At 54.7% G+C, this 23,346-nt stretch carries 34 protein-coding genes; all 34 read right to left on the reverse strand.

The window, feature by feature from the left end; translation table 11 throughout:
• Positions 1-38: 38 nt before the first annotated feature.
• The gene (gene bfr, locus ACYASU_RS13005) at positions 39-503 is read right to left on the reverse strand and encodes a bacterioferritin (protein WP_463583043.1); all 465 of its coding nucleotides are present in this window, start codon (positions 501-503) and stop codon (positions 39-41) included.
• 252 nt (positions 504-755) lie between these two features.
• On the reverse strand, positions 756-1,142 hold the full coding sequence (gene rplQ, locus ACYASU_RS13010; protein WP_074891753.1) for a 50S ribosomal protein L17: 387 nt from the start codon (positions 1,140-1,142) through the stop codon (positions 756-758).
• A gap of 42 nt (positions 1,143-1,184) precedes the next feature.
• Positions 1,185-2,186 (reverse strand): DNA-directed RNA polymerase subunit alpha, encoded by a 1,002-nt coding sequence (locus ACYASU_RS13015; protein ID WP_007970428.1) that lies wholly within the window; start codon positions 2,184-2,186, stop codon positions 1,185-1,187.
• A gap of 22 nt (positions 2,187-2,208) precedes the next feature.
• Positions 2,209-2,829, reverse strand: a complete 621-nt coding sequence (rpsD, locus tag ACYASU_RS13020) for a 30S ribosomal protein S4 (protein ID WP_037017742.1) — start codon at positions 2,827-2,829, stop codon at positions 2,209-2,211.
• 18 nt (positions 2,830-2,847) lie between these two features.
• Positions 2,848-3,237: a 30S ribosomal protein S11 gene (gene rpsK / locus ACYASU_RS13025; protein WP_002555466.1), complete on the reverse strand. Its 390-nt coding sequence runs from the start codon at positions 3,235-3,237 to the stop codon at positions 2,848-2,850.
• A gap of 30 nt (positions 3,238-3,267) precedes the next feature.
• On the reverse strand, positions 3,268-3,624 hold the full coding sequence (rpsM, locus tag ACYASU_RS13030; protein WP_037017739.1) for a 30S ribosomal protein S13: 357 nt from the start codon (positions 3,622-3,624) through the stop codon (positions 3,268-3,270).
• A 131-nt stretch (positions 3,625-3,755) separates the two neighbouring features.
• Positions 3,756-3,872, reverse strand: coding sequence for a 50S ribosomal protein L36 (gene rpmJ / locus ACYASU_RS13035; protein ID WP_002555468.1), 117 nt, complete (start codon positions 3,870-3,872; stop codon positions 3,756-3,758).
• A 28-nt stretch (positions 3,873-3,900) separates the two neighbouring features.
• Complete coding sequence (gene secY / locus ACYASU_RS13040; RefSeq protein ID WP_065988454.1) at positions 3,901-5,232, reverse strand: preprotein translocase subunit SecY; 1,332 nt, start codon at positions 5,230-5,232, stop codon at positions 3,901-3,903.
• The gene (rplO, locus tag ACYASU_RS13045; protein WP_037017733.1) at positions 5,233-5,664 is read right to left on the reverse strand and encodes a 50S ribosomal protein L15; all 432 of its coding nucleotides are present in this window, start codon (positions 5,662-5,664) and stop codon (positions 5,233-5,235) included. It lies immediately after the preceding gene.
• 3 nt (positions 5,665-5,667) lie between these two features.
• Entirely contained in the window at positions 5,668-5,844 is a 177-nt protein-coding gene (gene rpmD, locus ACYASU_RS13050; RefSeq protein ID WP_028621547.1) for a 50S ribosomal protein L30, read from the reverse strand.
• Positions 5,845-5,846: 2 nt separating this feature from the next.
• Complete coding sequence (rpsE, locus tag ACYASU_RS13055; RefSeq protein ID WP_037017729.1) at positions 5,847-6,347, reverse strand: 30S ribosomal protein S5; 501 nt, start codon at positions 6,345-6,347, stop codon at positions 5,847-5,849.
• 3 nt (positions 6,348-6,350) lie between these two features.
• Entirely contained in the window at positions 6,351-6,701 is a 351-nt protein-coding gene (gene rplR, locus ACYASU_RS13060) for a 50S ribosomal protein L18 (protein WP_037017727.1), read from the reverse strand.
• Between the two features lie 10 nt (positions 6,702-6,711).
• Positions 6,712-7,245 (reverse strand): 50S ribosomal protein L6, encoded by a 534-nt coding sequence (rplF, locus tag ACYASU_RS13065; protein WP_108121485.1) that lies wholly within the window; start codon positions 7,243-7,245, stop codon positions 6,712-6,714.
• A gap of 12 nt (positions 7,246-7,257) precedes the next feature.
• The gene (gene rpsH / locus ACYASU_RS13070; RefSeq protein ID WP_037017722.1) at positions 7,258-7,650 is read right to left on the reverse strand and encodes a 30S ribosomal protein S8; all 393 of its coding nucleotides are present in this window, start codon (positions 7,648-7,650) and stop codon (positions 7,258-7,260) included.
• Between the two features lie 214 nt (positions 7,651-7,864).
• Entirely contained in the window at positions 7,865-8,170 is a 306-nt protein-coding gene (gene rpsN, locus ACYASU_RS13075) for a 30S ribosomal protein S14 (RefSeq protein WP_003186042.1), read from the reverse strand.
• A 13-nt stretch (positions 8,171-8,183) separates the two neighbouring features.
• Positions 8,184-8,723, reverse strand: a complete 540-nt coding sequence (gene rplE, locus ACYASU_RS13080) for a 50S ribosomal protein L5 (protein ID WP_037017720.1) — start codon at positions 8,721-8,723, stop codon at positions 8,184-8,186.
• 20 nt (positions 8,724-8,743) lie between these two features.
• Complete coding sequence (rplX, locus tag ACYASU_RS13085) at positions 8,744-9,058, reverse strand: 50S ribosomal protein L24 (RefSeq protein WP_002555478.1); 315 nt, start codon at positions 9,056-9,058, stop codon at positions 8,744-8,746.
• 11 nt (positions 9,059-9,069) lie between these two features.
• Entirely contained in the window at positions 9,070-9,438 is a 369-nt protein-coding gene (rplN, locus tag ACYASU_RS13090) for a 50S ribosomal protein L14 (protein WP_002555479.1), read from the reverse strand.
• A 23-nt stretch (positions 9,439-9,461) separates the two neighbouring features.
• A complete protein-coding gene (rpsQ, locus tag ACYASU_RS13095; RefSeq protein ID WP_003194644.1) occupies positions 9,462-9,728 on the reverse strand; it encodes a 30S ribosomal protein S17 in 267 nt (88 codons plus the stop codon).
• A gap of 2 nt (positions 9,729-9,730) precedes the next feature.
• A complete protein-coding gene (rpmC, locus tag ACYASU_RS13100) occupies positions 9,731-9,922 on the reverse strand; it encodes a 50S ribosomal protein L29 (RefSeq protein WP_002555481.1) in 192 nt (63 codons plus the stop codon).
• On the reverse strand, positions 9,922-10,335 hold the full coding sequence (gene rplP / locus ACYASU_RS13105) for a 50S ribosomal protein L16 (protein ID WP_003186052.1): 414 nt from the start codon (positions 10,333-10,335) through the stop codon (positions 9,922-9,924). The genes rpmC and rplP overlap by 1 nt, the downstream gene beginning before the upstream one ends.
• 12 nt (positions 10,336-10,347) lie before the next feature.
• On the reverse strand, positions 10,348-11,034 hold the full coding sequence (rpsC, locus tag ACYASU_RS13110; protein WP_003176422.1) for a 30S ribosomal protein S3: 687 nt from the start codon (positions 11,032-11,034) through the stop codon (positions 10,348-10,350).
• Between the two features lie 13 nt (positions 11,035-11,047).
• The gene (gene rplV, locus ACYASU_RS13115) at positions 11,048-11,380 is read right to left on the reverse strand and encodes a 50S ribosomal protein L22 (protein WP_003103908.1); all 333 of its coding nucleotides are present in this window, start codon (positions 11,378-11,380) and stop codon (positions 11,048-11,050) included.
• Between the two features lie 13 nt (positions 11,381-11,393).
• Positions 11,394-11,669: a 30S ribosomal protein S19 gene (gene rpsS, locus ACYASU_RS13120; protein ID WP_002555486.1), complete on the reverse strand. Its 276-nt coding sequence runs from the start codon at positions 11,667-11,669 to the stop codon at positions 11,394-11,396.
• Between the two features lie 16 nt (positions 11,670-11,685).
• Positions 11,686-12,510, reverse strand: a complete 825-nt coding sequence (rplB, locus tag ACYASU_RS13125) for a 50S ribosomal protein L2 (protein ID WP_003210080.1) — start codon at positions 12,508-12,510, stop codon at positions 11,686-11,688.
• A gap of 14 nt (positions 12,511-12,524) precedes the next feature.
• Entirely contained in the window at positions 12,525-12,824 is a 300-nt protein-coding gene (gene rplW, locus ACYASU_RS13130; protein WP_065988457.1) for a 50S ribosomal protein L23, read from the reverse strand.
• Complete coding sequence (gene rplD / locus ACYASU_RS13135; RefSeq protein ID WP_037017717.1) at positions 12,821-13,423, reverse strand: 50S ribosomal protein L4; 603 nt, start codon at positions 13,421-13,423, stop codon at positions 12,821-12,823. The genes rplW and rplD overlap by 4 nt, the downstream gene beginning before the upstream one ends.
• Positions 13,424-13,435: 12 nt before the next feature.
• Positions 13,436-14,071 (reverse strand): 50S ribosomal protein L3, encoded by a 636-nt coding sequence (rplC, locus tag ACYASU_RS13140; RefSeq protein WP_065988459.1) that lies wholly within the window; start codon positions 14,069-14,071, stop codon positions 13,436-13,438.
• Between the two features lie 81 nt (positions 14,072-14,152).
• On the reverse strand, positions 14,153-14,464 hold the full coding sequence (rpsJ, locus tag ACYASU_RS13145; protein WP_003186070.1) for a 30S ribosomal protein S10: 312 nt from the start codon (positions 14,462-14,464) through the stop codon (positions 14,153-14,155).
• 139 nt (positions 14,465-14,603) lie between these two features.
• Positions 14,604-15,797 (reverse strand): elongation factor Tu, encoded by a 1,194-nt coding sequence (tuf, locus tag ACYASU_RS13150; protein ID WP_463583044.1) that lies wholly within the window; start codon positions 15,795-15,797, stop codon positions 14,604-14,606.
• Between the two features lie 31 nt (positions 15,798-15,828).
• Positions 15,829-17,934, reverse strand: a complete 2,106-nt coding sequence (fusA, locus tag ACYASU_RS13155; protein WP_192174976.1) for an elongation factor G — start codon at positions 17,932-17,934, stop codon at positions 15,829-15,831.
• A gap of 30 nt (positions 17,935-17,964) precedes the next feature.
• On the reverse strand, positions 17,965-18,435 hold the full coding sequence (rpsG, locus tag ACYASU_RS13160; RefSeq protein WP_002555493.1) for a 30S ribosomal protein S7: 471 nt from the start codon (positions 18,433-18,435) through the stop codon (positions 17,965-17,967).
• A 116-nt stretch (positions 18,436-18,551) separates the two neighbouring features.
• Positions 18,552-18,923, reverse strand: a complete 372-nt coding sequence (gene rpsL / locus ACYASU_RS13165) for a 30S ribosomal protein S12 (RefSeq protein ID WP_002555494.1) — start codon at positions 18,921-18,923, stop codon at positions 18,552-18,554.
• A 202-nt stretch (positions 18,924-19,125) separates the two neighbouring features.
• On the reverse strand, positions 19,126-23,325 hold the full coding sequence (rpoC, locus tag ACYASU_RS13170) for a DNA-directed RNA polymerase subunit beta' (RefSeq protein WP_108121483.1): 4,200 nt from the start codon (positions 23,323-23,325) through the stop codon (positions 19,126-19,128).
• Positions 23,326-23,346 lie beyond the last annotated feature (21 nt).

Genomic DNA, 23,346 nt, shown 5'->3' on the forward strand with positions numbered 1-23,346 from the left:
TGCGGCAAGGGCTTTTTTTGTAGCGGCGGTCTGAGCAATCAGAACTGCGACTGAAGATAGTTTTCGAGGCCGATGGACTTGATCAGGCCTAATTGCTTCTCAAGCCAATAGGTATGGTCTTCTTCGGTGTCGGCGAGCTGAATGCGGAGGATGTCGCGGCTGACGTAGTCTTTGTGCTGCTCACAGAGCGCAATACCTTTGCACAGTGCGGCTCGCACCTTGTATTCCAGGCGAAGATCGCTGGCGAGCATCTCCGGTACCGTAGTGCCCACATCCAGATCGTCAGGACGCATACGGGGAGTGCCTTCGAGCATCAGAATCCGGCGCATCAACGCATCAGCGTGTTGAGCCTCTTCTTCCATCTCGTGATTGATACGTTCGTACAGCTTGCTGAAGCCCCAATCTTCGTACATCCGCGAGTGGACGAAATACTGGTCGCGCGCAGCCAGTTCGCCAGTCAACAGCGTGTTGAGGTAATCAATTACATCCGGGTGGCCTTGCATCGCCGTCCATCTCCACGTGAAAGGCGTTAGTTTGAACCAACCAGACTGGTTGGTCACCCTATGGCATAGCAAATAAACATAGAAATCCGGCGAAAGTCGGACATTTGGTACCGAAAAGACGGATAAATGAGGAGGGTTCCGTTTATCACTTAGAATCACCACGAATTGCGCTGAGTCTAGCGCTCCGGGAGGCTTTGGTGCGGACAACAAAAAACCGGGCACTAGGCCCGGTTCTTTGTATTGACTGATGTCTTATTCAGCGGCTTCTACAGAGCCACCGACAGGACGATCAACCAGTTCGACGTACGCCATAGGCGCGTTGTCGCCAGCGCGGAAGCCGCACTTGAGGATGCGCAGGTAGCCACCCTCACGAGTTGCATAACGCTTGCCCAGATCGTTAAACAATTTGCCGACCATTTCTTTCGAACGGGTACGGTCAAATGCCAGACGACGGTTAGCAACGCTGTCAATCTTGGCCAAGGTGATCAGCGGCTCAGCAACGCGGCGCAGTTCTTTGGCTTTCGGCAGGGTAGTCTTGATCAGCTCGTGCTCGAACAGCGACACCGCCATGTTTTGGAACATGGCCTTACGGTGAGAGCTGGTACGGCTCAGGTGACGTCCACTTTTACGATGACGCATGGTTCATTCCTTACCAAACAGTACGTTCGGTGATTACGACGATCAGGCAGTCGCCTTGTCGTCCTTCTTAAGACTTGCAGGCGGCCAGTTGTCGAGGCGCATGCCGAGGGAGAGACCACGAGAAGCCAGAACGTCCTTGATCTCGGTCAAGGATTTCTTGCCCAGGTTCGGAGTCTTCAACAGTTCTACTTCGGTGCGCTGAATCAGGTCGCCGATGTAGTAAATGTTCTCCGCCTTAAGGCAGTTGGCCGAACGTACGGTCAGTTCCAAATCGTCAACCGGACGAAGCAGGATCGGATCGATCTCGTCTTCCTGTTCGACTACAACGGGTTCGCTGTCACCTTTGAGGTCGACGAACGCAGCCAACTGCTGTTGCAGAATGGTTGCTGCACGACGGATAGCCTCTTCAGGATCCAGAGTACCGTTGGTTTCCAGATCGATAACCAGCTTGTCCAGGTTGGTACGTTGCTCGACACGGGCGTTTTCCACCACGTATGCAATGCGACGAACCGGGCTGAACGAAGAGTCGAGCTGCAAGCGACCAATGCTGCGGCTTTCGTCTTCATCGCTCTGACGCGAGTCTGCTGGTTCATAACCGCGACCACGAGCTACAACGAGCTTCATGTTCAGGGCGCCGTTAGACGCCAGGTTAGCGATTACGTGATCGGGGTTAACGATCTCGACATCATGATCCAGCTGAATATCGGCAGCGGTAACCACCCCCGAACCCTTCTTCGACAAGGTCAGCGTAACTTCGTCTCGACCGTGCAGTTTGATAGCCAGACCTTTCAGGTTCAACAGGATTTCAATGACATCTTCCTGTACACCTTCGATTGCGCTGTACTCATGGAGTACACCATCAATCTCGGCCTCGACTACTGCACAGCCGGGCATGGAGGACAACAGGATGCGGCGCAGCGCGTTGCCCAGGGTATGGCCGAAACCACGCTCGAGAGGCTCGAGAGTGATTTTGGCGCGGGTCGGACTGACAACCTGCACATCAATGTGGCGGGGTGTCAGGAACTCATTTACCGAAATCTGCATGGATGCACCTATTTTCTAGCCCTTACTTGGAGTAGAGCTCGACAATCAGGCTTTCGTTGATGTCGGCGGACAGATCACTGCGAGCTGGGACGCTTTTGAAGACGCCAGACTTTTTCTCAGTGTCTACTTCTACCCATTCTACGCGGCCACGTTGGGCACACAGATCGAGAGCCTGGACAATACGCAGCTGGTTCTTCGCTTTTTCGCGAATTGCCACTACGTCACCAGCACGGACCTGGTAGGACGGAACGTTAACGGTTTTGCCGTTTACGCTGACCGACTTGTGCGATACCAGCTGACGCGATTCGGCACGAGTCGAACCAAAGCCCATGCGGTATACAACGTTGTCCAGACGGCATTCGAGCAGTTGCAGCAGGTTCTCACCAGTTGCGCCTTTCTTGCCGGCAGCTTCTTTGTAGTAACCGCTAAACTGACGCTCGAGAACGCCATAAATACGACGGACTTTCTGCTTTTCACGCAGTTGGGTGCCGTAGTCGGACTGGCGACCGCGGCGTTGGCCGTGGATACCAGGTGCTGCTTCGATGTTGCACTTCGATTCGATCGCGCGCACGCCGCTCTTCAAAAAGAGATCGGTGCCTTCGCGACGAGCGAGTTTGCATTTTGGACCAATGTAACGAGCCATTCTTTACAATCTCCTGGATTACACGCGGCGCTTCTTCGGCGGACGGCACCCGTTGTGCGGGATTGGCGTCACGTCGGTGATGCTGGCGATCTTGTAGCCGCAGCCGTTCAAAGCACGGACAGCAGATTCACGACCTGGACCTGGACCTTTGACGTTGACGTCGAGGTTTTTCAGGCCATATTCCAGCGCAGCTTGACCAGCACGTTCGGCAGCTACTTGAGCAGCAAACGGCGTGGACTTGCGGGAACCGCGGAAACCCGAACCACCGGAGGTTGCCCAGGACAGAGCGTTACCTTGACGGTCGGTGATGGTCACGATTGTGTTGTTAAAAGATGCATGGATGTGGGCGATGCCATCAACCACTGTCTTTTTAACTTTTTTACGAGGACGAGCAGCAGGTTTTGCCATGATTTAATTCCTGTCGATTCGCTGGGGCGATTACTTGCGGATCGGCTTACGCGGACCTTTACGGGTACGCGCGTTAGTCTTGGTACGCTGACCGCGTACTGGAAGACCACGACGATGACGCAGACCGCGATAGCAACCGAGGTCCATCAAGCGCTTGATTTTCATGTTGATTTCGCGACGCAGATCACCTTCAGTGGTGAACTTCGCGACTTCGCCACGCAGCTGTTCAATCTGCTCGTCGCTCAGATCTTTGATCTTTACCGCCGGGTTAACCCCGGTAGTAGCACAGATTTTGTGTGCAGTTGTGCGACCAACACCATAGATGTAGGTCAGCGAGATAACAGTATGCTTGTTATCTGGAATGTTAACGCCTGCAATACGGGCCATTCAGTGGGACTCCAATTGACAGCTACCTACGCCCCGGAAGCCAAGAAATAGGGCGCGAGATAATATCGCTGTAATAACAAATAATCAACCCAGCAGCGCACTAGCTGCTGGGCTTTTAGCACAGATCACATTTAGCCTTGGCGCTGCTTGTGACGTGGTTCCGCGCTGCAAATTACTCGAACAACACCTTCGCGGCGAATAATCTTGCAGTTGCGGCACAGCTTTTTCACCGATGCACGAACTTTCATCACCAACTCCTCGAACCTTATGGGTGCTTCAGCGCAGCATGCCGCTGCCGTAGCCCTTCAGGTTGGCTTTCTTCATCAGGGATTCATACTGGTGCGAAACGAGGTGCGATTGCACTTGGGACATAAAGTCCATCACAACCACGACCACGATCAGCAACGAGGTCCCGCCAAGGTAAAACGGCACGTTTGCAGCGACCACCAGAAACTGTGGAAGCAAGCACACGGCCATCATATAGAGAGCACCGAACATGGTCAGACGGGTCAGAACGCCATCAATATAGCGCGCAGACTGCTCACCAGGACGAATGCCCGGAATAAAGGCACCGGACTTCTTCAGGTTTTCCGCTACGTCTTTCGGATTGAACATCAACGCCGTATAGAAGAAGCAGAAGAAAATAATCCCTGCACTAAACAGCAGAATATTCAACGGCTGACCAGGTGCGATCGACTGCGAGATGTCCTGCAACCAGCCCATACCTTCAGACTGACCGAACCAGGCACCCAGCGAAGCCGGAAACAGCAAGATGCTGCTAGCGAAGATGGCAGGAATAACGCCCGCCATGTTCACTTTCAACGGCAAGTGGCTCGTCTGCGCAGCGAAGACCTTGCGGCCCTGCTGACGTTTGGCGTAGTGAACAGCAATACGACGCTGACCACGCTCTATGAACACCACGAAACCGATGATCGCTACTGCCAGCAAACCGATGGCGACCAAGGCGAAGATATTGATATCACCCTGACGTGCAGACTCGAAAGACTGCCCGATCGCTCTCGGAAGACCGGCGACGATACCCGAAAAAATCAACATCGAGATACCGTTGCCAACACCTCGCTCAGTGATCTGCTCGCCCAGCCACATCATGAACAGCGCACCAGCAACAAAGGTGGTGACTGCAACGAAGTGGAAGCCGATATCTGCTGAGAACGCAACGCCCTGACCGGCCAAACCAATGGACATACCAATAGCTTGAACAAGGGCCAGGACGACGGTGCCATAGCGGGTGTACTGGCTGATCTTACGCCGACCAGCCTCACCTTCCTTCTTCAACTGCTCCAGCTGCGGGCTGACCGCGGTCATGAGCTGCATGATGATCGATGCCGAGATGTACGGCATGATCCCCAGTGCAAAAATGCTCATGCGCTCCAGCGCACCACCTGAAAACATGTTGAACAAGCTAAGAATGGTCCCCTCATTCTGTCGAAACAGGTCCGCCAGACGGTCAGGGTTGATACCCGGAACTGGGATATGCGCACCGATCCGATAGACGATAATCGCCAGGAACAGGAAACGCAGACGAGCCCAGAGTTCGGACAACCCGCCGCTTTTGCCTAGCGCTGAGAGAGCACCTTGCTTAGCCATTTATTCCTCGAACTTGCCGCCAGCTGCTTCGATAGCCGCACGCGCACCTTTGGTGGCTGCGATACCTTTGAGGGTGACTGCGCGAGTAACCTCACCGGACAGCATGATTTTCACACGCTGTACGTTTTGGTTGATCACGTTGGCATCCTTCAGGGACTGCACAGTGACGACGCCTTCTACTTTAGCCAGCTCGGAGGTGCGAACTTCAGCACGATCCATAGCTTTCAAAGAGACGAAGCCGAACTTGGGCAGACGACGATGCAACGGCTGTTGGCCGCCTTCGAAGCCCGGAGCAATGGTGCCACCGGAGCGGGAGGTCTGACCTTTGTGGCCACGGCCACCGGTCTTACCCAAACCACTACCGATACCACGGCCCGGACGATGCTTTTCGCGACGGGAACCCGGCGCTGGACTCAGATCATTGAGTTTCATCGATTAACCCTCGACTCGCAGCATGTAGTAAGCCTTGTTGATCATCCCACGGTTTTCCGGGGTATCAACGACTTCTACAGTGTGACCGATGCGACGCAGACCCAAACCCTTAACGCACAATTTGTGGTTAGGGATGCGGCCGGTCATGCTTTTGATCAGCGTTACTTTAACGGTAGCCATGATCAGAAGATCTCCTGGACGTTCAGGCCGCGTTTAGCAGCGATGGACTCAGGGGACTGCATGGTCTTCAAACCCTTGAACGTTGCGTGAACAACGTTGACCGGGTTAGTCGAACCGTAGCACTTGGCCAGAACGTTGTGGACGCCAGCAACTTCGAGAACGGCGCGCATTGCGCCGCCAGCGATGATGCCAGTACCTTCCGACGCAGGCTGCATATAGACCTTCGAAGCCCCATGAGCGGACTTGATAGCGTACTGCAGCGTGGTGCCGTTCAGATCAACCTGGATCATGTTGCGGCGAGCAGCTTCCATTGCCTTCTGGATCGCAGCAGGCACTTCACGTGACTTGCCACGGCCGAAGCCAACACGCCCCTTACCATCACCAACCACGGTCAACGCGGTGAAAGTGAAGATACGGCCGCCTTTAACGGTTTTTGCTACGCGATTAACTTGTACCAGCTTCTCGATGTAGCCTTCGTCGCGTTTTTGGTCGTTATTTGACATAACTTAGAACTCCAGCCCGCCTTCACGAGCAGCATCAGCCAGCGCCTTAACGCGACCGTGGTACTTGAAGCCAGAACGATCAAAAGCCACTTGCGATACACCGGCGGCTTTCGCACGCTCAGCGATCAGCTGGCCAACTTTAGTGGCCGCGTCGATGTTGCCAGTGGCGCCATCACGCAGTTCTTTGTCCAAAGTCGAGGCGTTTGCCAGGACTTTGCTGCCGTCGGCCGAGATGACCTGGGCATAAATGTGCTGCGAAGAGCGGTACACGCAGAGACGCACGACTTCGAGTTCGTGCATTTTCAGGCGTGCTTTGCGAGCGCGACGCAGTCGGGTAACTTTTTTGACGGTCATTTGCTATGCCCTACTTCTTCTTGGCTTCTTTACGACGGACGACTTCGTCCGCGTAACGCACGCCTTTGCCTTTGTACGGCTCTGGACGGCGGAAGTCGCGGATCTCAGCGGCCACTTGACCAACCAACTGCTTGTCGATACCGCGAATAACGATATCGGTTTGGTTGGGAGTCTCAGCGGTGATGCCTTCCGGCAATTCGTAGTCCACTGGGTGCGAGAAGCCAAGGGCCAGGTTCAGTACCGTGCCTTTTGCTTGCGCTTTGTAACCAACACCGACCAGCTGGAGCTTGCGCTCGAAGCCTTGGCTTACGCCTTGGACCATGTTGTTTACCAATGCACGAGTGGTACCGGCCATTGCGCGAGTTTGTTGATCGCCGTTGCGAGCAGCAAAACGCAGCTCACCGGACTCTTCAACAATTTCAACGGACGAATGAATGTTCAGGTCTAGAGTGCCCTTGGCACCCTTCACCGAAAGCTGCTGGCCGACGAGCTTGACTTCGACGCCTGCTGGCAACTTAACGGGGTTCTTAGCTACGCGTGACATGCTTATCCCCCCTTAGAACACAGTGCAAAGCACTTCGCCGCCGACACCGGCAGCGCGCGCAGCACGATCCGTCATCACACCTTTGTTGGTGGAGACGATAGACACACCGAGGCCGCCACGAACTTTTGGCAACTCATCGACGGACTTGTACTGACGCAGGCCTGGACGGCTAACGCGCTTCACTTCCTCGATGACCGGACGGCCTTCGAAGTACTTCAGCTCGATGGATAGCAACGGCTTTGTTTCGCTGCTGATCTGATAACCCGCAATGTAACCTTCGTCCTTCAGGACTTTGGCTACAGCCACCTTCAACGTGGAGGATGGCATGCTTACGACGGGCTTTTCAGCCATCTGGGCATTACGGATACGAGTTAGCATGTCCGCTAACGGGTCCTGCATACTCATGGGCTAGACGCTCCTGATACAAAAAAAATGAGCCTTACGGCTACAACCTGTCGCCTTAAAATTCCGGGCACGTGCGAGCACGGGCTCTGGCGAGCCGGCAATTCTAGGCGCACCCCAGAAATGAATCAAGCCCCAAAAGGGGCTTGATTCAAATTCAGGCTCTACGCCCATCGGTTCGACGTGAACACAATGGGAGTACTGCGTGAATAACTCCTTACCAGCTGGCTTTAACCAGACCTGGTACGTCGCCACGCATTGCTGCTTGACGCAGCATGTTACGGCCGAGGCCGAACTTGCGGTACACGCCGTGCGGACGACCTGTCAGGCGGCAACGGTTACGCATGCGCGAGGCACTTGCGTCACGTGGCTGCTTCTGCAGTGCGACCGTAGCTTCCCAACGTGCTTCTGGACTTGCGTTCAGATCCACGATGATCGCTTTCAGCGCAGCACGCTTGGTAGCGTACTTGGCAACGGTGAGCTGACGCTTCAGCTCACGGTTTTTCATGCTCTTCTTGGCCATGGTCCTACTCCAATCAGTTGCGGAACGGGAACTTGAAAGCACGCAGCAATGCGCGACCTTCTTCGTCCGTACGAGCAGTGGTGGTCAGGGTAATGTCCAGACCGCGCAGGGCATCGATCTTGTCGTAGTCGATTTCCGGGAAAATGATCTGCTCTTTAACGCCCATGCTGTAGTTACCACGACCATCGAAGGACTTGGCATTCAGGCCGCGGAAGTCGCGGACCCGAGGCAGGGAGATCGACAGCAGACGATCCAGGAATTCATACATACGCTCACGGCGCAGAGTCACTTTGACGCCGATCGGCCAACCTTCACGGACTTTAAAGCCAGCGATAGATTTGCGAGCGTAGGTCACGACGACTTTTTGGCCGGTGATTTTCTCCAGATCTGCAACAGCGTGCTCGATGACTTTTTTGTCGCCGATCGCTTCGCCCAGACCCATGTTCAGGGTGATCTTGGTAACGCGTGGAACTTCCATCACGTTCGAAAGCTTAAGTTCTTCCTTAAGCTTCGGTGCGATTTCTTTCCAGTAAATCTCTTTTAGTCGTGCCATGGTCTTCTACCTAGCAGTGTTCAAGCATCAACCGCTTTTTGGGTCGACTTGAAGACACGAATTTTCTTGCCGTCTTCAACTTTGAAACCAACGCGGTCAGCCTTGTTGGTTGCGCCGTTGAAAATGGCGACGTTAGAAGCGTGCAATGGCGCTTCTTTCTCGACGATACCGCCCTGTACGCCCGACATCGGGTTTGGCTTGGTATGACGCTTCACCAGGTTGATCCCACCAACGACCAAGCGGTCGTCAGCGAGAACCTTGAGCACCTTACCGCGCTTACCTTTGTCTTTGCCGGCGATCACGATGATCTCGTCGTCACGACGAATCTTTTGCATGTCGGATCTCCTTACAGCACTTCTGGGGCGAGCGAGACGATCTTCATGAACTTCTCAGTACGAAGTTCACGGGTCACTGGCCCAAAGATACGGGTGCCGATCGGCTCTTGCTTGTTGTTCAACAGAACAGCAGCGTTGCCATCAAAGCGGATGATGGAGCCGTCTGCGCGACGAACACCATGGCGAGTGCGGACTACTACTGCAGTCATCACTTGGCCTTTTTTCACCTTACCGCGCGGAATTGCTTCCTTGACGGTAACTTTGATGATGTCACCGATACCAGCGTAACGACGATGAGAGCCACCAAGCACCTTGATGCACATAACGCGGCGTGCGCCGCTGTTATCGGCCACATCGAGCATGGATTGAGTCTGAATCATATAATTTCTCCGACCCCTAGCCCTTAGACTTCCACAGCGCGTTCGAGAACATCAACCAGTGCCCAGGACTTAGTCTTGGCCATCGGACGAGTTTCACGAATAGTGACCTTGTCGCCGATGTGGCACTGATTGGTTTCGTCGTGCGCGTGCAGCTTAGTCGAACGCTTAACGTATTTACCGTAGATTGGGTGCTTGACGCGACGCTCGATCAGTACGGTGATGGTCTTGTCCATCTTGTCGCTGACGACACGGCCAGTCAGCGTACGGACGGTTTTTTCGGCTTCAGCCATGATTACTTACCTGCCTGCTGGTTGAGCACAGTCTTCACGCGAGCGATGTCACGCTTAACTTGCGAGAGCAGGTGAGACTGCCCCAACTGGCCAGTTGCTTTCTGCATGCGCAGATTGAACTGGTCGCGCAGCAAGCCGAGCAGTTGCTCGTTCAGTTGCTGTGCTGATTTTTCACGAAGTTCATTCGCTTTCATCACATCACCGTCCGCTTAACAAAGGAGGTGGCGAGCGGCAGCTTTGCAGCAGCCAGGGCGAAAGCCTCACGCGCCAACTCTTCGGAAACACCCTCGATTTCATACAGGACTTTGCCTGGCTGAATCTGGGCAACCCAGTACTCCACGTTACCCTTACCTTTACCCATCCGAACTTCGAGTGGCTTTTTGGTGACAGGCTTGTCCGGGAATACACGGATCCAGATCTTGCCGCCACGTTTAACGTGACGGGTCAGTGCACGACGCGCTGACTCGATCTGACGAGCGGTGAGACGACCACGAGCAACAGACTTCAGCGCGAACTCGCCGAAGCTGACTTTGCTACCGCGCAATGCCAGACCACGGTTGTGGCCGGTCATCTGCTTGCGGAACTTCGTACGCTTAGGTTGCAACATTTGGCGTACCCCTTACTTAGCAGCTTTTTTACGAGGCGCTGGTGCTTGCGGTTTCAGCTCTTCTTGGCGACCACCAATTACTTCGCCTTTGAAGATCCAAACCTTTACACCGATCACACCGTAAGTGGTGTGAGCTTCGTAGTTGGCATAGTCGATGTCGGCACGCAGGGTGTGCAATGGCACACGACCTTCGCGATACCATTCAGTACGTGCAATTTCAGCACCGCCGAGACGACCGCTCACTTGGATTTTGATGCCTTTGGCACCAATGCGCATGGCGTTCTGCACTGCACGCTTCATAGCGCGACGGAACATTACGCGACGCTCCAGCTGCTGAGCTACGCTCTGCGCAACCAGCATACCGTCGAGCTCCGGCTTGCGGATCTCTTCGATATTGATGTGCACAGGCACACCCATTTGCTTGGTCAGGTCCTGACGCAGCTTCTCAACATCCTCACCTTTCTTCCCGATAACGATACCTGGACGAGCGGTGTGGATGGTGATGCGTGCAGTCTGCGCCGGACGATGGATATCGATACGGCTTACGGACGCGCTTTTTAGTTTGTCTTGGAGATACTCTCGCACCTTCAGATCAGCGAACAAATAGTCCGCATAAGTCCGACCGTCTGCGTACCAGACGGAGGTGTGCTCCTTGACGATTCCCAGGCGAATGCCAATGGGATGTACTTTCTGACCCATCTCTTCGACTCCGTTACTTGTCAGCAACCTTGACAGTGATATGGCAAGACCGCTTGACGATGCGATCAGCACGGCCTTTGGCACGTGGCATGATGCGCTTCAGCGAACGCCCTTCGTTGACGAAAACGGTGGAGACCTTGAGGTCATCAACGTCTGCGCCTTCGTTATGCTCGGCGTTGGCTACGGCCGACTCCAGCACTTTCTTCATGATCTCGGCGGCTTTCTTACTGCTGAAAGCCAACAGGTTGAGCGCTTCGCCCACCTTCTTCCCGCGGATCTGGTCGGCGACCAAGCGGGCTTTCTGGGCGGAGATTCGAGCGCCCGACAACTTAGCGGCTACTTCCATCGTTCCTTACCCCTTAACGCTTGGCTTTCTTGTCTGCCACGTGCCCACGATAAGTGCGGGTACCGGCAAACTCGCCTAGTTTGTGGCCGACCATGTCTTCGTTCACGAGAACAGGAACATGCTGACGACCGTTATGCACAGCAATGGTCAAACCGACCATTTGTGGCAGGATCATAGAACGACGCGACCAGGTCTTAACTGGTTTGCGATCGTTCTTTTCCGCCGCCACTTCGATCTTCTTCAGTAGGTGAAGATCAATAAAAGGACCTTTTTTCAGAGAACGTGGCACTGTCGTATCCCTCTATTTACTTGCGACGACGGACGATCATTTTGTCGGTACGCTTATTACCACGAGTCTTCGCGCCCTTAGTCGGGAAGCCCCACGGCGATACCGGATGACGACCACCAGAGGTACGACCTTCACCACCACCATGTGGGTGGTCAACCGGGTTCATGGCAACACCACGAACGGTTGGGCGAACGCCACGCCAGCGTTTGGCACCAGCTTTACCCAGCGAACGCAGGCTGTGCTCGGAGTTCGAGACCTCACCCAGAGTCGCACGGCATTCAGCCAGAACTTTACGCATCTCACCGGAGCGAAGACGCAGAGTCACGTAGACACCTTCACGAGCGATCAGCTGTGCAGACGCACCAGCAGAACGAGCGATCTGAGCACCTTTACCCGGCTTCAGTTCGATGCCGTGAACGGTAGAACCCACTGGGATGTTGCGCAGCTGCAGAGCGTTGCCTGGCTTGATTGGAGCCAAAGCGCCTGCGATCAGCTGGTCGCCAGCACTCACGCCTTTAGGCGCGATGATGTAACGACGCTCGCCGTCTGCGTACAGCAGCAGTGCGATGTGAGCAGTACGGTTTGGATCGTATTCAATACGCTCGACGGTGGCAGCAATGCCATCCTTGTCGTTGCGACGGAAATCGACCAGACGATAATGCTGCTTATGACCACCACCGATGTGCCGAGTAGTGATGCGGCCATTGTTGTTACGACCACCAGTCTTCGATTTTTTCTCGAGCAGCGGTGCGTGAGGAGCGCCTTTATGCAGCTCCTGGTTGACCACCTTGACCACAAAACGGCGGCCAGGGGAAGTCGGTTTGCATTTAACGATTGCCATGATGCACCCCTTCCTTACTCAGCACTGCTGCTGAAATCGAGATCTTGGCCTGGCTGAAGGGAGATAACCGCCTTCTTCCAGTCATTACGCTTGCCCAGACCGCGAGCAGTGCGCTTGGTCTTACCCATAACATTCAGGGTAGTGACACGCTCTACTTTCACGCTGAACAGGCTTTCGACGGCCTTCTTGATTTCCAGCTTGGTTGCATCAGTAGCAACCTTGAAAACGAACTGACCTTTTTTGTCTGCCAGAACCGTAGCCTTCTCGGAAACGTGCGGGCCAAGCAGAACTTTAAATACGCGTTCCTGGTTCATCCCAGCAGCTCCTCGAATTTCTTCACGGCCGACACAGTGATCAACACTTTGTCGTATGCGATCAGACTAACTGGATCGGAACCTTGAACATCACGTACATCAACGTGCGGCAGGTTACGAGCAGCCAGGTACAGGTTCTGATCAACAGCGTCCGACACGATCAAAACGTCGGTCAGGCTCATGTCATTCAGCTTGCCCAGCAGATCTTTGGTTTTCGGCGATTCAACAGCGAAATCCTGAACTACGACCAGACGATCAGTACGAACCAGTTCAGCAAGGATGGAGCGCAGTGCAGCGCGATACATCTTCTTGTTGAGCTTCTGAGAGTGATCCTGAGGACGTGCTGCGAAAGTGGTACCGCCGCCGCGCCAGATCGGGCTACGGATAGTACCGGCACGAGCACGGCCAGTACCCTTTTGACGCCAAGGGCGCTTACCGCCACCGGATACGTCAGAACGGGTCTTTTGCTGCTTGCTACCCTGACGACCGCCAGCCATGTAGGCCACGACTGCCTGGTGAACCAGCGTCTCGTTGAATTCGCCGCCAAATGTCAGTTCGGAAACTTCGATCGCTTGAGCGTCATTTACATTTAATTGCATGTCAGCTTCCCCTTAACCGCGAGCCTTGGCTGCTGGACGTACAACCACATTGCCGCCAGTAGCGCCAGGAACAGCACCCTTGACCAACAACAGATTGCGTTCAGCGTCCACGCGCACTACTTCCAGGGACTGCACGGTCACGCGCTCAGCGCCCATATGACCGGACATTTTTTTGCCCTTGAATACACGACCAGGAGTCTGGCACTGGCCGATAGAGCCCGGGACGCGGTGGGACACGGAGTTACCGTGAGTATTATCTTGACCACGGAAATTGTGGCGCTTGATAGTACCTTGGAAGCCTTTACCCTTGGACTGACCGGTAACATCTACCATCTGGCCAGCAGCAAAGATTTCTGCATTGATCAGATCGCCAGCCTTGTATTCGCCTTCTTCAAGACGGAATTCCAGGACAGTACGACCTGCGGCAACGTTCGCTTTAGCGAAGTGACCTGCTTGAGCAGCAGTCACACGGGAAGCACGACGAACGCCGACAGTGACTTGCACTGCACGATAGCCATCGACTTCTTCGGTTTTGAACTGGGTGACGCGATTCGGCTCGATCTCAATGACCGTAACCGGAATGGAGACACCTTCTTCGGTGAAAATACGGGTCATACCGCATTTACGACCGACTACACCAATAGTCATGTTGTAAACCTCATGAGTGTACGGGGCTTTCACCCGCTATGGCCGCCCATTTCAGAGCGTTACACGACTAAGACCCGAGTCTTAGCCGAGGCTGATCTGTACTTCCACACCTGCCGCAAGATCAAGCTTCATCAGCGCATCAACGGTTTTATCCGTTGGCTGGACGATGTCCAGAACACGCTTATGAGTGCGGATCTCGTACTGGTCGCGCGCGTCTTTGTTGACGTGCGGAGAAACCAGAACGGTGAACCGCTCTTTACGGGTAGGGAGTGGAATCGGACCACGCACTTGAGCACCAGTACGTTTCGCGGTTTCCACGATTTCCTGGGTGGATTGGTCGATCAGGCGATGGTCAAAAGCCTTCAACCTGATACGGATTTGCTGATTTTGCATTGGATTTCAGACTCCAGGCTACTTCCCACCGAGCGCAATACGCCCGTTTAAAGGAGGCGCAATTCTATAGACGAGCTAACGGGGTGTCAACCCAATAAAAAAGCCCCCGCAAGCGGGGGCTCTTTTTGAAGATCATCGCTTACTGGATGATTTTGGCCACGACGCCAGCGCCGACGGTACGACCGCCTTCACGAATAGCGAAACGCAGACCGTCTTCCATTGCGATTGGCTTGATCAGGGTAACGGAAACTTTCACGTTATCGCCTGGCATAACCATCTCAACGCCTTCCGGCAGTTCGCAGCTACCAGTTACGTCGGTAGTACGGAAGTAGAACTGTGGACGGTAGCCTTTGAAGAACGGAGTGTGACGGCCGCCTTCTTCTTTGCTCAGCACGTAGATTTCAGCTTCGAACTGAGTGTGCGGCTTGACGGTGCCAGGCTTGACCAGAACCTGGCCACGCTCAACGTCGTCACGCTTGGTGCCGCGCAACAGAACGCCGCAGTTCTCGCCAGCACGACCTTCGTCGAGCAGCTTACGGAACATTTCAACACCGGTGCAGGTGGTGACAGTAGTGTCACGCAGACCAACGATTTCCAGTGGATCTTGAACCTTGACGATACCGCGCTCAACACGACCAGTCACAACAGTACCGCGACCGGAGATCGAGAATACGTCTTCGATTGGCATCAGGAACGGCTTGTCGACAGCACGCTCTGGCTGAGGAATGTAGCTGTCCAGAGTTTCAACCAACTTCTTGACGGCAGTGGTGCCCATCTCGTTGTCGTCTTTGCCTTCCAATGCCATACGGGCAGAGCCGATAATGATTGGAGTGTCGTCGCCCGGGAAGTCGTAAGTGCTCAGCAGATCGCGCACTTCCATCTCAACCAGTTCCAGCAGCTCAGCGTCGTCTACCAGGTCAGCCTTGTTCAGGAAGACCACGATGTACGGAACACCTACCTGACGGGACAGCAGGATGTGCTCACGAGTTTGTGGCATCGGACCATCAGCAGCCGAACAAACCAGGATAGCGCCGTCCATTTGGGCGGCACCAGTGATCATGTTCTTCACGTAGTCGGCGTGACCTGGGCAGTCAACGTGTGCGTAGTGACGCACGGACGAGTTGTACTCAACGTGAGCAGTGTTGATGGTGATACCGCGAGCCTTCTCTTCTGGTGCGCTGTCGATCTTGTCGAAGTCAACACGAGCCGAACCGAAAACCTCGGAGCAGACGCGAGTCAGAGCAGCGGTCAGCGTGGTTTTACCATGGTCAACGTGACCGATAGTGCCAACGTTGACGTGCGGAAGGGAACGATCAAATTTTTCTTTAGCCACGACAAATAACTCCTAGCCTAAAGGCGCTGAATCAGCCTTGTTTTTTGGTTACAGTTTCGACGATGTGCGACGGAGCTGTATTGTATTTTTTGAATTCCATAGAGTAGCTTGCGCGACCTTGGGACATGGAGCGAACGTCGGTCGCATAACCGAACATCTCACCCAACGGAACCTCGGCACGAATTACCTTGCCGGAGACCGTATCTTCCATACCCAGGATCATGCCGCGACGACGATTAAGGTCGCCCATCACGTCACCCATATAGTCTTCAGGCGTAACAACCTCTACAGCCATGATCGGCTCAAGCAACTCACCACCGCCCTTCTGGGCCAGTTGCTTGGTCGCCATGGAAGCAGCCACCTTAAACGCCATCTCGTTCGAGTCGACGTCGTGGTAAGAACCATCAAACACGGTAGCCTTCAGGCCGATCAGCGGATAGCCGGCAACAACGCCGTTCTTCATCTGCTCTTCGATGCCCTTCTGGATAGCCGGGATGTATTCCTTAGGAACCACACCACCCACTACTTCGTTCACGAATTGCAGACCTTCCTGACCTTCGTCAGCAGGTGCAAAACGGATCCAGCAGTGGCCGAACTGACCACGACCGCCGGACTGGCGAACGAACTTGCCTTCGATTTCACAGTTCTTCGTGATGCGCTCACGATACGAAACCTGAGGCTTACCGATGTTGGCTTCGACGTTGAACTCACGGCGCATCCGGTCAACCAGGATGTCCAGGTGCAGCTCGCCCATGCCAGAGATGATCGTCTGACCAGTCTCCTCATCAGTTTTGACGCGGAAAGACGGGTCTTCCTGAGCAAGTTTGCCCAGTGCGATACCCATTTTTTCCTGGTCATCCTTGGTTTTAGGCTCTACGGCAACCGAAATAACCGGCTCCGGGAAGTCCATCCGAACCAGGATGATTGGCTTGTCAGCGTTGCACAAGGTTTCACCAGTGGTGACGTCCTTCATGCCGATCAAGGCCGCGATGTCACCAGCGCGTACTTCCTTGATCTCTTCGCGAGCGTTTGCGTGCATTTGCACCATACGACCCACGCGCTCTTTTTTGCCCTTGACCGAGTTTATCACGCCGTCGCCGGATGCCAACACGCCCGAGTAAACACGGACGAACGTCAAGGTACCCACGAATGGGTCGGTAGCGATCTTGAACGCCAGAGCCGAGAACGGCTCGTTGTCGTCTGCGTGACGCTCCATCTCTTCTTCTTCGTTATCAGGGTTGGTGCCCTTGATAGCAGGAATGTCGACTGGAGCTGGCAGGTAGTCGATAACGGCGTCGAGAACCAGGGGGACACCCTTGTTCTTAAAGGAAGAACCGCAAACAGCAAGAACGATCTCACCAGCGATAGTACGCTGACGCAGAGCAGCCTTGATTTCCTCGTTGGTGAGTTCTTCACCCTCAAGGTACTTGTTCATCAGCTCTTCATTGGCTTCGGCCGCAGCCTCTACCATGTTGCTGCGCCATTCGTTAGCCAGTTCCTGCAATTCAGCAGGGATAGGCTTGCGAACCGGGACCATACCCTTATCGGCATCGTTCCAGTAGACCGCTTCCATGGACATCAGATCGATCTGACCCTGGAAGTTGTCTTCAGCACCAATTGCCAGCTGGATCGGCACCGGAGTGTGACCCAGACGCTGCTTGATCTGAGCAATTACGCGCAGGAAGTTTGCGCCAGCACGGTCCATTTTGTTCACGTAAACGATACGTGGAACACCGTACTTGTTGGCTTGACGCCATACAGTTTCGGACTGAGGCTCAACGCCAGAAGTACCACAGAACACAACGACCGCGCCGTCGAGTACACGCAGGGAACGCTCAACTTCAATGGTGAAGTCTACGTGGCCCGGGGTGTCAATGACGTTGAAGCGGTATTGGTCTTTGTGTTGCTTCTCGGAACCCTGCCAAAAGGCAGTAATAGCAGCAGAAGTAATGGTAATACCACGCTCCTGCTCCTGAACCATCCAGTCGGTGGTCGCGGCGCCGTCATGCACCTCGCCCATCTTGTGGCTTTTACCGGTGTAAAAAAGGACGCGCTCGGTGGTGGTGGTTTTACCAGCATCCACGTGAGCAACGATACCAATGTTACGGTAACGGTTGATCGGTGTAGTACGAGCCATAAAGCCCTCGCAAAATTAGTGACGCTGAAATTAGAAGCGGTAGTGCGAGAAAGCTTTGTTGGCTTCAGCCATACGGTGCACGTCTTCACGCTTCTTGACCGCAGCACCTTTACCTTCGGCGGCGTCCAACAGTTCGCCAGCCAAACGCAGAGCCATAGACTTCTCACCGCGCTTGCGCGCGAAGTCTACCAGCCAACGCATTGCCAGAGCATTACGACGGGACGGACGAACTTCGACCGGAACCTGGTAAGTAGCACCGCCTACACGGCGCGACTTCACTTCGACCAGCGGAGCGATGGCGTCGAGAGCTTTCTCGAAGATTTCCAGGGGATCGGAGTTCTTGCGTTCTTTAACCTTTTCCAGCGCGCCATAAACGATACGCTCGGCAACGGCTTTCTTGCCGCTTTCCATAACGTGGTTCATGAACTTGGCCAGAATCTGGCTGCCGTATTTTGGATCGTCAAGCACTTCGCGCTTGGCTGCTACGCGTCTTCTTGGCATGGATAAGCCCTCAAACGGTCTTCAGGTTCGCTCGGAATCAGCACCTACTGGCGCCTCCGACCTTACTCTTATCGACTCAGAAAATAAGATGATTCAATTTTTACAAAAAGCCGCTACTACTTAGGCTTCTTGGTACCGTACTTCGAACGACCCTGGTTACGACCTTTGACACCGGAGGTATCCAACGAACCGCGAACGGTGTGGTAACGAACACCTGGCAAGTCTTTTACACGGCCGCCGCGAATCAGTACGACGCTGTGCTCTTGCAGGTTGTGGCCCTCACCACCGATGTACGAGGAAACCTCGAAACCGTTGGTCAGACGCACACGGCAGACTTTACGCAATGCCGAGTTAGGTTTTTTCGGCGTAGTTGTATACACGCGAGTGCACACACCACGACGCTGCGGGCAGTTCTGCAGCGCAGGCACGTCGGATTTCTCGACGATACGCTTACGCGGCTGACGTACCAGCTGGTTGATAGTTGCCATCTACTAGCTCCACTGTTGTCTTGCGACGCTATTGTCTTACAAGAAAAGCAAAATGGCAGGACATACGTCCCGCCAGATTTAGGGGTACAAGAGTCTAAAGAGGATCCTGCCCCCAGTCAAGGCAAAGCCCCGATGTCCACAGCCACTGGCAACCCATAGAAACCGGGTAACGCCAATGACCATGAAAATCGGGGCCCTACTCTCAATTACTGCTTGAGTTCAACGCTTCGGTCAGCGCGGCTTCAACTTCGCTCGCACTTACACGCATCGGCTTGTCGGCTTCACGACGACGCTTGCGCTCGCTGTGATATGCCAGACCGGTACCTGCAGGGATCAAACGACCCACAACCACGTTTTCTTTCAGGCCGCGCAGATAATCACGCTTGCCGGTCACTGCCGCTTCGGTCAGCACGCGAGTGGTCTCCTGGAAGGAGGCCGCCGAGATGAACGACTCGGTGGACAGCGAGGCCTTGGTGATACCGAGCAATACACGAGTAAATTTGGAAACAAATTTCTCGTCAGCCGCCAGGCGCTCGTTTTCAACCAGTACGTGCGTCAACTCCATCTGGTCGCCCTTGATGAAGCTAGAGTCGCCCGACTCAGCGATCTCGACTTTACGCAGCATCTGACGAAGGATCGTCTCGATATGCTTGTCGTTGATCTTCACGCCTTGCAGGCGGTAAACGTCCTGAATCTCGTTGACGATGTATTTCGCCAGAGCGCTGACACCCAGCAGACGCAGGATATCGTGCGGATCGCTAGGGCCGTCGGAGATAACCTCACCACGGCTGACCTGCTCACCTTCGAAGACGTTGAGGTGACGCCACTTCGGAATCAGCTCCTCGTACGGATCGGTACCATCGTTTGGCGTGATAACCAGACGGCGCTTGCCCTTGGTCTCTTTACCGAACGCGATCGTACCGCTGACTTCAGCCAGGATCGATGCTTCTTTCGGACGACGCGCCTCGAACAAGTCGGCAACGCGCGGCAGACCACCGGTGATGTCGCGAGTCTTGGAGGTCTCTTGCGGGATACGGGCGATAACGTCACCCACACCCACTTGCACACCATCCGCAACACCGACGAGGGCGTTTGCCGGCAGGAAATACTGAGCGGGTACGTCGGTACCCGGCAACAGCAGATCCTTGCCATCAACACCAACCATCTTGACCGCAGGACGAATGTCTTTACCTGCTGCAGGACGGTCTTTGGCATCCAGTACTTCGATGTTGGTCAAACCGGTCAATTCGTCGGTCTGGCGCTTGATCGTAATACCTTCTTCCATGCCCACGTAGGTCACGGTACCTTTCATCTCGGTGACGATTGGGTGAGTGTGCGGATCCCACTTGGCCACGATGGACCCTGCGTCGACCTTGTCACCTTCCTTCACGAGAATCACAGCGCCATACGGCAGTTTGTAACGCTCGCGCTCACGCCCGAATTCGTCGGCAATTGCCAGCTCACCAGAACGCGAAACTGCGACCAAGTGGCCATCAAGACGCTCAACGTGCTTCAGGTTGTGCAGACGAACGATACCGCCGTTCTTGACCTGGACGCTGTCCGCAGCAGAAGTACGACTTGCCGCACCACCGATGTGGAATGTACGCATGGTCAGCTGGGTACCCGGCTCACCGATCGACTGCGCGGCGATAACGCCGACAGCTTCACCGATGTTCACCTGGTGACCACGTGCCAGATCTCGGCCGTAGCATTTGGCGCAGATACCGAAACGGGTTTCGCAGCTGATTGGGGAACGCACGATGACTTCGTCGATGCTATTCAGCTCGATGAATTCAACCCACTTCTCGTCAACCAGCGTGCCGCCTGGAACGATGACATCTTCAGTACCAGGCTTGAATACGTCACGGGCGATCACTCGACCCAATACGCGTTCGCCCAACGGCTCTACGACATCACCGCCTTCGATGTGCGGCGTCATTACCAGACCGTGTTCAGTACCGCAGTCAACCTCGGTAACAACCAGATCTTGTGCCACGTCTACGAGACGACGAGTCAGGTAACCGGAGTTCGCGGTTTTCAACGCAGTATCCGCAAGACCCTTACGAGCACCGTGAGTCGAGATGAAGTACTGAAGAACGCTCAAACCTTCGCGGAAGTTCGCAGTGATCGGCGTCTCGATGATCGAGCCATCCGGCTTGGCCATCAGACCACGCATACCTGCCAGCTGACGAATCTGTGCTGCGGAACCCCGCGCACCCGAGTCGGCCATCATATACATCGAGTTGAAGGATTCCTGGTCAACAGTCTCACCGTGACGGTCGACAACCTTCTCTTTCGAGAGGTTGGACATCATCGCCTTCGAGACTTCATCGTTGGCCTTGGACCAGAGGTCGATCACCTTGTTGTACTTCTCGCCCTGGGTAACCAGGCCTGAGGCGTACTGACTTTCGATCTCTTTCACTTCGTCGGTTGCGGCGTCGATGATGCGAGCTTTTTCATCAGGGATAACGAAGTCGTTAACGCCGATGGAAACACCCGAGATCGTCGAATAGGCAAAACCGGTGTACATCAACTGGTCAGCGAAGATAACGGTCTCTTTCAGGCCAACCACGCGATAGCACTGGTTGATCAGCTTGGAGATTGCCTTCTTCTTCATCGGCTGGTTGACGACGTCGTATGACAGGCCGGCCGGGACCACCTGGAACAGCAGCGCACGGCCGACGGTTGTGTCGACGATACGGGTGTTCTTGACGCTGCCACCGTCACGATCATTGACCGTTTCGTTGATGCGCACTTTTACTTTCGCATGCAGTGCGGCTTCGCCGGCACGGAACACACGGTCAACTTCCTGCAGATCCGCGAATACACGACCTTCGCCTTTGGCGTTGATCGCTTCACGGGTCATGTAGTACAGACCCAATACAACGTCCTGCGAAGGAACGATGATTGGCTCACCGTTAGCTGGCGACAGAATGTTGTTGGTCGACATCATCAGCGCACGGGCTTCGAGCTGGGCTTCCAGCGTCAGCGGCACGTGAACGGCCATCTGGTCACCGTCGAAGTCAGCGTTGTATGCCGCACAGACCAGCGGGTGCAGCTGGATTGCCTTACCTTCGATGAGGACCGGCTCAAACGCCTGGATGCCCAGACGGTGAAGCGTCGGCGCACGGTTCAGAAGCACTGGGTGTTCGCGAATGACTTCGGCGAGAACGTCCCAGACTTCTGGCAGCTCGCGCTCAACCATCTTCTTGGCAGCTTTGATGGTGGTCGCGAGACCACGCATTTCGAGCTTGCCGAAAATGAATGGCTTGAACAGCTCAAGTGCCATCTTCTTCGGCAGACCGCACTGGTGCAGACGCAGGGTCGGACCTACGGTAATTACCGAACGGCCAGAGTAGTCAACACGCTTACCAAGCAAGTTCTGACGGAAACGACCCTGCTTACCCTTGATCATGTCAGCCAGGGATTTCAGAGGACGCTTGTTCGAACCAGTGATGGCGCGACCGCGACGACCGTTATCAAGCAGCGCATCCACAGCTTCCTGCAGCATGCGCTTTTCGTTGCGCACGATGATGTCAGGAGCAGACAGATCCAGCAGACGCTTCAAACGGTTGTTACGGTTGATCACCCGACGATACAGATCGTTGAGGTCAGAAGTCGCGAAGCGACCACCATCCAGTGGAACCAGTGGACGCAGGTCTGGCGGAAGAACCGGCAGAACGGTCAACACCATCCACTCTGGAAGGTTGCCGGAACCCTGGAAGGCTTCCATCAACTTCAGACGCTTGGACAGCTTCTTGATTTTGGTTTCGGAGTTGGTTTGCGGAATCTCTTCGCGCAGACGGCCAATCTCGTGTTCCAGATCAATAGCGTGCAGCAGCTCACGGACAGCTTCGGCACCCATACGGGCGTCGAAGTCATCACCGAACTCTTCAAGGGCTTCGAAGTATTGCTCGTCGTTAAGCAGCTGCCCTTTTTCGAGGGTAGTCATGCCCGGATCGATAACGACATAGCTCTCGAAGTAGAGAACGCGTTCGATGTCACGCAGGGTCATGTCCATCAGCAAGCCGATACGGGACGGCAGTGATTTCAGGAACCAGATGTGAGCAACCGGCGATGCCAGTTCGATGTGAGCCATGCGCTCACGACGGACTTTGGCCAGTGCGACTTCAACGCCGCATTTTTCGCAGATAACGCCACGATGCTTCAAGCGCTTGTACTTACCGCACAGGCACTCGTAATCCTTGACCGGGCCAAAGATCTTGGCGCAGAACAGGCCGTCACGCTCAGGTTTGAACGTACGGTAGTTGATGGTTTCCGGCTTTTTAACTTCACCGAACGACCACGAACGGATCATCTCAGGCGATGCCAATCCGATACGGATGGCGTCGAACTCTTCGACTTGACCCTGGTTTTTCAGCAAATTCAGTAGGTCTTTCAAGGCCTTTCCTCCTGGCGGAGC

It is taken from the genome of Pseudomonas sp. HP_12 (assembly GCF_055283955.1).